We start from the raw sequence: 11,909 nt of genomic DNA, 5'->3' as shown, positions 1-11,909 counted from the left end.
ATGGGTATAAGGGGCGGCATTATAGAGATAATTGCCACAAGTCGCACCGATTAAAATGCAAAAAATTCGTGATAGTACGAAACAGTGTAATGGTCAGGCTGAAATCCGTCTGTCGATGTGGTCTACAGCTTGAGGTAAAAGTGGCGGGTTAGGGCTATAAATGCCTCGGAATAGCGTCCTTGGTCGTGAATAGAAAGCTGTTCGGTCACAGTATCACCGGATTGTGGCGATAGTGTGATCAGTAATCGGCTTATCGGTTTTTTCTCAGTACTGCGCACTTCGCAGAGTCGGCGGCAGAAAAGTTGCTGTTGTTCGGCTAGGTTGATCAGCTGGCGCCCTTCGTATTCCGGGAGGACCAGGCTGGCTGTCCCGTTATCGCTGAGTAAATGGCGGATAACTGACAGCAACTTGGGATGGGTAAGGGTATCTGTGTGGCGGGCCGTTGCCCGAGATTGGCAGTCAGCTTGTAACCCGTTGTTGAAATAGGGAGGGTTACAGACGATAGCGTTAAAGCTGCCTGCTGTTTGTTCGTTTGCCCAGCTCTGCACATTTTGTTCTACACAGTGCAGGCGCTCTGCCCAAGGGGAGCAAGCAAAGTTATTTCTGGCGGCGTTGGCTGCAGCCTGAGCGATTTCGATGGCGGTGATCGGCATCGCCGTATGCACGCTGCGCTGGGCTGCAATCAATGCTAATAATCCGCTGCCGGTACCGATATCCAGGAGCTGCCCTTGTTCAGGCAGATCCGCCCAGGCCCCTAGCAGCACACCGTCGGTGCTGACAGGCATACCGCAGCCATAGTCGTCAACATGAAATTGCTTGAAAGTAAAACCCTTTGCCATTTTCTCTCCGTCAGGTTCGGCATTAACTAGCGCCGAGGGTGGGTTGTTTAGTTGGGTCGGCATTATATCCAGTTCATCACGAACATCTGAATATTTTAATTTTGATAATTTATTGTTACCTAGAGGTTAATGCTATTTTTAATCTTTTTAATAAACTAGATTTTGTGGTTTTATATTCCGATCTGAGTTCTTAAAGTGGGTGGATATACTGGTTTTGAAAGTGCTAACCCAAAGATTATGGTGTTTTTCACTGGGTGGTTGCTTCTTGCTCTCTTTTTCTTCATTATGCTGCGATAAATGTCACATTCAGCAATAAGTAATTTGTGACAAATAATTTTAATTTTGCAGACATATCATCGATACAGCAATGACAGTGGGAGGGTGCAGTTTGAGCAAATCACTCAAGGTTACAGATATTATGGCGCTAGGTTTTATGACCTTCGCATTCTTTTTGGGAGCAGGTAATATTATTTTCCCTCCTCAGGCCGGTTTATCAGCAGGTGAAAACCTTTTACCTGCGATGTTTGGCTTTCTTTCTACAGCTGTAGGCTTGCCGCTGATCGGTATTATTGCCGTTGCTGTTGCAGGTGGTGGCTGGAAAGGACTGACTCGTGACCTGCCACCAAAGGTGGCGACCCTGATGGCTGTGCTGATTTTTATTATTATTGGTCCCGCTTTTGCAGCACCGCGTACAGGTCTAGTTGCTTATGAAATGGCTGTGAAGCCGTTCATTGCTGATGCTGGTCAAGCTAGCCTGACGGTGTTCTCGGTTATCTTCTTTGCTGTCGCTCTGTTCTTTGCCTGGTCGCGTGGCAAGCTCATCGACATGATTGGTAAGTTCCTGACTCCGGCACTATTTGCTGTTTTGGTTGTTCTGGCGATTGCAGTATTTGTTAATCCGCAGGGCGAGATCCTAGCTGCACAAGGCGAGTACATGGATATGGCCTTTACCAAGGGGTTCCTTGAAGGTTATAACACCATGGATACCTTTGCGGCACTGATGTTCGGTATGCTGATTGTGGATGTGATCCGCAAGAAAGGTGTGACTGACGAGAAAGCAACCTGCTCTTACCTTATCTATGCTGGTTTGATTGCGGCGGCGGGTTTGGCATTTGTTTATATTTCATTGTTCTACCTTGGTGCGACTAGCTCGGCTGTTGCTGCTGGGGCTGACAACGGCGGTGCTATTCTGGCAGCTTATGTACAGGCACTGTTTGGTCCGGTTGGACAGATGATCCTGTCAACTATCGTACTGCTGGCTTGTTTGACAACGGCTATCGGTCTGATCAGTGCGTGTTCTGACTACTTCAGCTCACTAACTAAACTGTCTTATGAAAAGTGGGCGGTGATCCTGGCTGTTATCTGTGCGGTTATTGCGAATGTTGGCCTTAACCAGCTGATCTCGCTGTCAATTCCGGTACTGTTTGCTCTTTATCCGGTAGCTGTTGCTCTGGTAGCCCTGACTTTTGTTCGTAAGTGGATGCCTAACCCACGTATGGCATACCGCACTGTATTGCTGGTTTCATTGGTGTTCAGCCTGATTGATGCGGCGAAGTTCATGGGTATTGATATGTCGGCACTGAATGTATTGCCTTTGTTCGACTACGGAATGGCATGGGTACTGCCGACATTGGCGGCATTGGTTATTGCTCGTGTTGCTGGTGGCGCGTTGAACCAGCAGGAAGCACAAGCAGCTTAAGCCTGAATGCACTATCAATAAAAAACGGGATGCCTTGGCATCCCGTTTTTGTATCTGGCTTGATTGGAACCCTAAAGAGTTTCGCTGTATTCGGTCAGGATCTGTTCGCACCACTGGGTTATACGGGCATCGCTTAGCTCGTACTGGCTGTCTTCATCCAAGGCGAGGCCAACAAAGAACTTCTGGTCGTCAGTCAGCGCTTTTGATGCTTCGAAATTGTAGCCTTCATTTGGCCAGTAGCCGACGACGTTGACACCGGTTGGTAGCAGCTTGTCATGCAGCATACCCATCGCATCAAGGAACCATTCGGTATACCCTTCCTGATCGCCTAGGCCAAACAGTGCGACTGTCTTGCCCTCAAGCTTCAACCCATCCAGCTGATCCCATACGGCTTCCCAGTCTTCCTGCAGTTCACCGAAATCCCATGTCGAGATCCCCAGAATCAGCATGTCGAAGTTATTCATCGTGCTGATGTCTGCTTCTTTGATGTTATGCAGTTCAACCAGCTCTGCCCCGATACAGTCACGGATTTTTTCCGCGCTCATTTCGGTGTAACAGGTGGTTGAGCCATAGAATAAGCCAATTTTCATGCTGTTAGTCCAGTTGGTTTGTGCATAGGTACAATACCGGGGGATTCTACCTAGGTTGGCGGCTGTTGACTAATGGTGTAAGCCGGTTTCGGAGCTTTGTAGCAATATCGGCGATGTGGCCGGATGTTTGTAAAGAATGGAAGAATCAAATCGGTATTCATTAATTGATCAGTTACTTTTCCCGACAAATCGACTACCATGGCAAAGTACTGTGTATTTATCCATGTGTTGGTGGTTTTTGACCAGAGGTTGTAGTGGAAAACGATGAAGTGATCATTGAGCGGTTTCTTGATGCGATATGGATGGAGCGGGGGCTGTCAGAGAATACTCTGACTTCTTATCGTAACGATCTTAAGAAACTATCTGACTGGATCGAGAAAGAAAAGCTTAGCTTGGCTACTGCTTCGGTTGATGATTTGCAGCGCTACCAGCAGTGGTTGTTTGATGCCGATTATATGCAGACCTCCCGTGCCCGGATGGTGTCGGCGATCCGCAGGCTCTACCAGTATCTGCATCGGGAGAAAATTCGTGAGGACGATCCGAGCGCCATGCTGGTGACGCCGAAACTACCGAAGCGCTTACCGAAGGATATCAGCGAGGAGCAGGTGGATGCCCTGCTTGATGCTCCAGATCCGAATGACCCGATAGAGCTGCGTGACAAAGCTATGTTAGAGCTGTTGTATGCAACTGGATTGCGTGTTACCGAGCTGGTGAGTCTGACAATGGAAAATGTCAGCCTGCGTCAGGGCGTTGTGCGTGTAACCGGTAAAGGGGACAAAGAACGCCTGGTGCCGATGGGCGAAAATGCGATCGACTGGATTGAGCAGTTTTTGGAATCCGGCCGTCCGCAGTTGCTGGGCGAGAAAAGTTCAGATGTGGTGTTCCCCAGTAAGCGGGCCAAACAGATGACCCGTCAGACCTTCTGGCACCGAATCAAGCATTATGCTGTATTAGCCGGGATTGATTCCGATAAACTGTCTCCTCACGTGATGCGTCATGCCTTCGCAACGCATTTGCTGAACTACGGTGCCGATTTGCGGGTGGTGCAGATGCTACTGGGGCATAGTGATTTATCGACAACGCAGATTTATACTCATGTAGCGACAGAGCGATTGAAACAGCTTCACGAAACGCATCACCCGAGGGCCTGATGCTTGCGCGAGCCCAAACTAAGTAAATAAGTTATACTGGTTGCTTATCGATAAAAAAGGGCGATAACTGTGAATCGCCAATGCTGCTATTTGGGAGCGGGTTCACGGTGTTTGTATCTGTGTCTTTATTATTGAACTCTGAAAGTTTTTGGGACTCTTACTGGTCTTAGTGATTATCTATATTTTGCTGAAAGGAAATAGTCGAATGCACTTTTTTGGTCGTACGATACTGGCAACTGCTGTGGCCCTGACTGCGTTTACAGCAGCGGCTAAGCCTGATGATGCTGCCATCAAGGCGAAACTCAGTGGATTGGGGCTAGTTCCGAATTCCATTTCGCCGTCACCGCTTGCAGGATTGAACGAAGTGGTTACAGACCGCGGTATCATGTATGTATCTGATGACGGTAGCTATTTCCTTGCCGGTCACCTTTATAAGAATGACGGAGCTAAGCCGGTTAACCTGACCGAGCGTAAAATGGCTAAGTTGAATAAGGAAAAGCTGAAAGGCATGGAAGGAGAGATGATTGTCTATCCGGCCAAGGAAGAGAAATACGTTGTGACGGTCTTTACTGATACCAGTTGTGGCTACTGTCGTAAACTGCACAATGAAATGCAGGCGTATAACGATGCCGGTATAACAATTCGTTACCTGGCTTTCCCTCGCGGTGGTGAACGTTCACGTAATTTTGCTGAAATGAGTGCCATCTGGGGCGCCAAAGATACTGCAAAAGCGATGGATGATGCCAAGAATGGCCACTTTGATCTGACAGGCATTGCTCAGCGCGGAGATGTTGTGCGTAAGCACTACCAGCTGGGTGTGACGATGGGCGTAAGCGGAACACCTGCAATGATACTGGAAGACGGCACTATGCTGCCGGGTTACCAGCCAGCTGAGATGTTGCGTAAGATGCTTGACAGCCGCAGCTAACATTTACAATGTTTGAATATAAACCCGAAGCTGGTAGTAGCAGCTTCGGGTTTTTTTATATCTACCTGTGCGCTAATACCAAATTGAAGAATAATCGGATAGGTCAGATTATTCTTCAGTTTGGTATTATAATGGCCTGATATTTACATTGAGTGCCTTGCGCCGAAGACTCAACAACCCAGCGTAGACATAGCCTTTATGATTGAAATAAAACGTCGACCTCCAGCCGATATAACCGGCTTCTCCGATGCCATCCATCCGTTGCTTAAGCGAATTTACGCTAGTCGGGGCTTAGCTTCCGATGCGGATCTGGAGCGCGGTGCCCGCGGTTTGCTGGGATTTAACCAGCTTCATGGTATTGCGCCTGCGGTTCAGCTATTGATGTCTGCCTTGGCGGATAACCGACGTATTATTATCGTCGGTGACTTTGATGCTGACGGGGCTACTAGTTCGGCATTGTCGGTACTGGCGCTGAAGATGTTGGGTTGTCGCAATGTTGATTACTTGGTGCCGAACCGGTTTGATGATGGTTATGGGTTAAGCCCTGAAGTGGTTGAGCAAGCTCAGGAGCGTGGTGCAGAGCTGATCATGACGGTTGATAATGGGGTATCTTCTATTGCCGGGGTTGCTGCAGCGAAAGCGAAGGGAATTCAGGTACTGGTGACAGACCATCACTTGCCGGGTGATGAGTTGCCGCAGGCTGATGCGATCGTGAATCCAAACTTGCATGAGTGCGAGTTCCCGTCGAAGTCATTATGCGGTGTCGGGGTTGCGTTTTATTTGATGCTGGCGCTGCGTGCCGAGTTACGCCAAAACGGGTGGTTTAGTGAGCAGGGGATTGCTGAGCCTAATTTGGCCGAGTTGCTGGATTTAGTTGCCTTGGGGACGGTGGCCGATGTGGTTGCTCTGGACGGTAATAACCGTATTTTGGTTCATCAGGGATTGCAGCGGATCCGCGCCGGCAAATGCCGCCCGGGCGTTCAGGCTTTGATTGAAGTTGCTAACCGCGATCCGGCTCGACTGGTTTCCACCGATCTGGGATTTGCTCTTGGCCCGCGGATCAATGCCGCAGGTCGCCTTGATGATATGTCGTTTGGGGTTGAGCTACTGCTTTGCGATAACATTCAGGCGGCGCGCCGGATGGCTTCGGAGCTCGATGCCTTAAATCAGACCCGCAAGGAAATAGAGCAAGGGATGAAAGAAGAGGCGCTGGCGATTTGCGAGCAGCTTAAGTTTAACCAGAAGGATATGCCCTACGGCCTGGCATTGTTCCAGCGCGACTGGCATCAGGGGGTTATCGGGATCCTGGCTTCGCGTATCAAGGAGTTGTACCACCGCCCGGTGATAGCCTTTGCTGATGCCGGTAAGGGAGAAATCAAGGGGTCTTGCCGTTCAATTCCTGGTTTGCATATGCGGGATGTACTGGATCTGATCGATACTCAGAATCCGGGGATGATTATGAAGTTTGGCGGCCACGCGATGGCGGCAGGGTTAACTATTCCGGAAGACAAGCTGGCAGCGTTCAGTCAGGCATTTGATCAGGCAGTTCGGCTGGAGCTGGATGAAGGTGCGCTAAAAGGCGTACTGCTGACGGATGGGGAGCTTGAGCAGCATGAACTAAATTTGCAGACAGCAGAGCTGTTACGTTCCGGCGGCCCTTGGGGGCAGCAGTTCCCTGAGCCGATGTTTGACGGTAAGTTCCGCCTGTTGCACCAGAAGCTGGTGGGGGGCAAGCACCTGAAAATGATGTTGGAGCCGGTTTCCGGTGGCAGCGTGATTGATGGTATCGCCTTTAATGTTGATCTACGCCGTTGGCCAGACGCTTCTGTTCAGCAGGTGCAGCTGGTTTACCGGCTTGATGTCAATGAGTTTCGCGGAAACTGCAGTGCGCAGCTTCTGGTTGAACATATCGACGCGATTTAAGCTTTGTGTAGGTAGCGGGGCTGTTATGGCTTCGCTACTGTGATCATGCTCGAAACTCACCGAGTGTGAGAGACGGTAAATAAATTATTTCAAGATGGTGACAAGACTGTTTCTGTGACCAGGATGGAATAATAAAATCACGGATAACCTTTCTTCCCCTCTGTATATTCTATCTACAATTCGATAGAATCTTTCGGTTATGTCCATTTCGGCTATGAAGAGTGGCAATGTTCGAGATTAATCCTATTAAAAACCGACTTGAGGATGTATCAGCGCGTACTGATGTCCTTAGGGGGTACCTTTGACTACGATGCTAAGAAAGAGCGTCTAGAAGAGGTCAATGCAGAACTAGAGCAACCAGATGTATGGAATGAGCCAGAACGTGCTCAGGCTCTGGGTAAAGAACGTGCAGCGCTGGAAGCTGTGGTTGATACCATCGATCAGCTAGACCAGGGCGTTGAAGACGTTGAAGGTTTGTTAGAGCTGGCGATTGAAGAAAGCGATCAGGAAACGTTTGACGAGATCGAGCCAGAACTGGCAGAGCTGGAAACCAAGCTAGCTAAGCTGGAATTCCGCCGTATGTTCGCTGGCGATCATGATGAATCTGATTGTTATATCGACCTTCAGGCGGGCTCTGGTGGTACAGAAGCTCAGGACTGGACGTCGATGATGCTACGTATGTACCTTCGCTGGGCTGATGCTAAAGGCTTTAAAACTGAAGTGATTGAAGTCTCTGAAGGTGAAGTTGCGGGTCTGAAATCTGCAACTGTCCGTATCAGTGGTGAGTATGCCTATGGCTGGTTACGTACTGAAACGGGTGTCCACCGCCTAGTGCGTAAGTCACCGTTTGATTCAGGTGGCCGCCGCCATACATCATTTGCTTCTGCGTTTATCTATCCGGAAGTTGATGACAATATCGATATCGATATTAACCCATCAGATCTACGTATTGACGTATACCGTGCATCTGGTGCAGGTGGTCAGCACGTTAACACCACAGAATCGGCAGTACGTATTACTCACGTACCGACCAACACCGTGGTGCAGTGTCAGAATGACCGTTCTCAGCACAAGAACAAAGATCAGGCGATGAAACAGTTGAAAGCAAAACTGTTTGAGCTTGAGATGCAAAAACAAAATGCTGAGAAGCAAGCCAATGAAGATTCGAAATCAGATATTGGTTGGGGAAGCCAGATCCGTTCTTATGTATTGGATGACTCCCGAATTAAAGATTTACGTACCGGGGTGGAAAACCGTAACACCCAAGCGGTACTAGACGGCGATTTAGACCGTTTTATTGAAGCTAGCCTGAAGTCAGGTCTGTAACCGAATTCGGTTTAACATTTAAGGGTTCCCCCATGACAGATCAATTACAAGATGAAAATAAGCTGATTGCGGAGCGCCGCGCGAAACTGGATATGATTCGCGAGAAGTGCAAAGCAAACGGCCACCCGAATGATTTCCGTCGCGATAGCCTAGCGGCAGACCTGCAGGCTAAATACGGCGAGTTATCAAAAGAAGAGCTTGAAGAAGCTGGTAATGTAGTTGCTATTGCAGGCCGTATCATGGCTAAGCGTGGTCCTTTCCTTGCGATCCAGGACGTATCTGGTCGTATTCAGGCATACGCTGCGAAAGATGTTCAGAAAGAACTAAAAGAAAAATATTCAGGTCTGGATATCGGTGACATCATTGGTATTAAAGGTGCGCTTCATAAGTCAGGTAAAGGCGATCTTTACGTGAATATGGAAGAGTACGAGCTGCTGACTAAAGCACTTCGTCCGCTACCGGAAAAATTCCACGGTCTGACCGACCAGGAAATGCGCTACCGTCAGCGTTATGTTGACCTGATTGTGAACGAAGATTCTCGCAATGCGATGATGATGCGTTCTAAAGTGGTTAGTGCAATTCGTCACTTCATGACAACCAAAGGTTTCATGGAAGTTGAAACACCGATGATGCACGTTATCCCTGGTGGTGCAACGGCTCGTCCGTTTATTACCCACCACAATGCGCTGGATATCGATATGTACCTGCGTGTTGCGCCTGAGCTTTATCTTAAGCGTCTGGTTGTTGGCGGCTTCGAGCGTGTGTTCGAAATTAACCGTAACTTCCGTAACGAAGGCCTGTCTCCTCGCCATAACCCAGAATTCACAATGATGGAATTCTACATGGCGTATGCAGACTACAACGACCTGATGGATCTGACTGAAGAAATGCTGAGCAGCATTGCAACGGATCTGTGTGGCTCGCCAAAACTGCCATACGGTGATGAGACAATCGACTTCGGTGGTCCATACCCACGCCTGAGCATGCTTGATGCAATCAAGAAGTACAATCCGGATAACGAAACTATCCAGAAGATGACTTACGATGAAGTTCGCGATATCAACTTCATGCGTAACCTTGCTGAGTCTCTGAGCATCGCGATTGAAAGCTTCTGGACTTGTGGTCAGCTACTTGAAGAAGTCTTCGGTGAGACGGCTGAGCCTAAGCTAATGCAGCCTACCTTCATCACTGAATACCCAGCGGATATTTCTCCACTGGCTCGTCGTAACGATGAAAACCCATTCATTACTGACCGTTTTGAATTCTTCATCGGTGGCCGTGAAGTGGCAAATGGCTTCTCTGAGCTTAACGATGCAGAAGATCAGGACAAGCGTTTCAAAGCGCAGGTTGAAGCTAAAGATGCGGGTGATGATGAAGCAATGTTCTACGATGCGGACTACATCACAGCACTAGAGCACGGCCTTCCGCCAACAGCGGGTCAGGGTATTGGTATCGACCGTCTGGTAATGCTGTTTACCAACACGCACACAATCCGTGACGTGATCCTGTTCCCGGCAATGCGCCCTCAGGCAAAATAACTAAATCATTAAGTAGTTATTTAGATATCAAGAAGCCACCCAAATGGGTGGCTTTTTTGTTGGCTACACAGTTTCCGATAGTGAAAATTGTTCACTTTTTACTCTCATAGTAAATTCTTGTGCGTGATCAGATTCACGTTATAGGGATTTCTTACCTCAATAAACAGAACAGTATTCTGCGAAAAATCCCCGCATTACCTTGTCTATAAGTTGCCGATTGTTAAATGTTTTAGTGTCTTTGGCTGTGATTTGTCTGATCTGGGAGTATTTGATTTTGTGTCGGCGTTGTAGCCGGAATGTAAAAATCAATCTTTTCAGTCGACATCATCTGTGTAAAATGTCGCCTAACCCACGGCTAACAGTGGGAACAGGATGTAAATGGAACATTAACAAGCACAACCGACTGGAGATGGACGATGAAGAAATCGCTATCAGGAAAAATTTTTGCTGGCCTGTTCGCGGGGCTGATTATAGGTACTGCTATTCAGTACTTGTTTAACGGCGTGACATTAATGGATACCTATGTACTAGGCTTGGCAGAAGGTGCCGGTGGTATGTTTGTATCGCTGATCAAGCTATTGGTCGTACCGTTAGTTTATGTCTCAATTGTTTGCGGTATCGTTGAACTGAAAGACATCACGGCTTTTGGTCGCTTGGGTGGAAAAACCTTTGGTCTCTACATTCTTAATACCATCATCGCGATTACGGCAGCGTTGACGGTAGGGATGATTTTCCAGCCGGGAGCGGATGCTAACCTGGCAGGGGCGATGTCTGAAGCGGTTGAGCTGACGACTACGGAAACACCAGATATCTTCTCTCTGATCGTCAATATTGTGCCTAGTAACCCGGTCCAGGCATTTGCTAGTGGTGATATGCTCCAGATTATCTTTATGGCAATTCTGACAGGTCTGGCTATTCAGGCGCTTGATACCCGCGGCGGTCCTGCTATCAAGACGTTCAAGATGGCTAATGAAATCATGATGAAGCTGGTTGGCCTGGTGATGAGCCTTGCGCCATACGGTGTTTTTGCCCTGATGATTCAGCTGGGTGCGACTCTGGATGCCAATACGCTGATGTCGGTTGCAGGCTATGTTGCACTTGTTGTTGCAATGCTGGTGTTCTGGATTTTCTTCTTCTATCCAGCGATGGTGGGCTTAGCTACCGGGATCAAGCCATCACAATTTTTGCGCAGTATTCGTGAGCAAATCCTGTTCTCGCTATCGACTGCAAGTTCAAATGCGACTATTCCGGTTACCATGCGTACCCTGACGGATAAGATTGGTGTATCTAAATCTGTGGCTGGCTTCGGTGTTCCACTGGGTGCAACCATGAACATGTCAGGTGTGTCTATCTACATTGCACTGGCTACTATCTTTGTGGCAAATGCGTTTGGCCAGCCAATTAATAGTGCAGACTTGTTTACTCTTGGCCTGACTATTCTGCTGCTGTCTATTGGTGCCGGTGGTGTCCCAGGTGGCGGTGTGGTGATGGTTGGTGTGCTTCTGCACCAATTAGGCCTACCAGCTGAAGGTCTGGCGATTATTGCCGCGGTTGATCGAATCAATGATATGTTCTGTACCAGCTCGAATGTTGTTGGTGATACTGCAGTCAATACCATTGTTGCTAAGAGTGAAAACGAAATTGGTGTGGAAGAGGTTGATGGCCAGGCAGAAGCTGCAACAGTGAGTTAACTCGCAATTAGATGATGATATAAAAGCGCCTTCGGGCGCTTTTTGCGTTTGGGGGCGATAATTTAGATGAAATATTTATCAGGATATTGATTATAATAGTAAACAGGTTGCATTTGTTTTGCCGAGCAATTTATCATTAGTGTTTGGTATTTTATCTGTATGAATTATAGAGCAAATCCTGAGCTTAATTACGCCATGTGGTGATGCCGCAGGTTAATGAATCG

9 protein-coding genes are annotated in these 11,909 nt (G+C 48.2%); 7 read left to right on the top strand and 2 right to left on the bottom strand.

The genetic code is table 11. The features are described 5' to 3' along the window. Positions 1-122: 122 nt before the first annotated feature. Positions 123-839 (bottom strand): methyltransferase, encoded by a 717-nt coding sequence (locus tag Q0852_RS14025; protein ID WP_299019032.1) that lies wholly within the window; start codon positions 837-839, stop codon positions 123-125. Between the two features lie 388 nt (positions 840-1,227). Between Q0852_RS14025 and brnQ the strand changes: the two genes are divergently transcribed. Next, complete coding sequence (gene brnQ, locus Q0852_RS14020) at positions 1,228-2,538, top strand: branched-chain amino acid transport system II carrier protein (RefSeq protein ID WP_299018936.1); 1,311 nt, start codon at positions 1,228-1,230, stop codon at positions 2,536-2,538. Between the two features lie 71 nt (positions 2,539-2,609). Here the strand turns inward: brnQ and fldB are convergent, their stop codons facing one another. Further along, on the bottom strand, positions 2,610-3,128 hold the full coding sequence (fldB, locus tag Q0852_RS14015; protein ID WP_299018934.1) for a flavodoxin FldB: 519 nt from the start codon (positions 3,126-3,128) through the stop codon (positions 2,610-2,612). Positions 3,129-3,382: 254 nt separating this feature from the next. On the opposite strand from fldB, the gene xerD reads away from it, so the two are divergent. The 6 genes from xerD (at position 3,383) to Q0852_RS13985 (ending at position 11,685) form a co-directional block, all read left to right on the top strand. After that, entirely contained in the window at positions 3,383-4,279 is an 897-nt protein-coding gene (xerD, locus tag Q0852_RS14010) for a site-specific tyrosine recombinase XerD (protein ID WP_299018932.1), read from the top strand. A 205-nt stretch (positions 4,280-4,484) separates the two neighbouring features. Further along, on the top strand, positions 4,485-5,207 hold the full coding sequence (gene dsbC / locus Q0852_RS14005; protein ID WP_299018930.1) for a bifunctional protein-disulfide isomerase/oxidoreductase DsbC: 723 nt from the start codon (positions 4,485-4,487) through the stop codon (positions 5,205-5,207). A gap of 198 nt (positions 5,208-5,405) precedes the next feature. Next, complete coding sequence (recJ, locus tag Q0852_RS14000) at positions 5,406-7,130, top strand: single-stranded-DNA-specific exonuclease RecJ (protein ID WP_299018928.1); 1,725 nt, start codon at positions 5,406-5,408, stop codon at positions 7,128-7,130. A 227-nt stretch (positions 7,131-7,357) separates the two neighbouring features. After that, positions 7,358-8,456, top strand: a protein-coding gene (gene prfB, locus Q0852_RS13995; protein ID WP_299018926.1) for a peptide chain release factor 2 whose coding sequence is annotated in 2 segments (ribosomal slippage) — positions 7,358-7,432 and positions 7,434-8,456 — 1,098 coding nt in all. Because the reading frame shifts where the segments join, the coding sequence is not laid out codon by codon here. Positions 8,457-8,488: 32 nt separating this feature from the next. Next, positions 8,489-9,994: a lysine--tRNA ligase gene (lysS, locus tag Q0852_RS13990; protein ID WP_299018924.1), complete on the top strand. Its 1,506-nt coding sequence runs from the start codon at positions 8,489-8,491 to the stop codon at positions 9,992-9,994. A gap of 416 nt (positions 9,995-10,410) precedes the next feature. After that, complete coding sequence (locus Q0852_RS13985; protein WP_299018922.1) at positions 10,411-11,685, top strand: dicarboxylate/amino acid:cation symporter; 1,275 nt, start codon at positions 10,411-10,413, stop codon at positions 11,683-11,685. The last annotated feature ends 224 nt before the right edge of the window (positions 11,686-11,909 follow it).

Origin of the sequence: uncultured Photobacterium sp. (assembly GCF_947502415.1) — a bacterium.
Taxonomy (GTDB): Bacteria; Pseudomonadota; Gammaproteobacteria; order Enterobacterales; family Vibrionaceae; genus Photobacterium.
The sequence above is the reverse complement of the archived record's forward strand: the minus strand, read 5'-3'. Positions and strand labels throughout refer to the sequence as shown.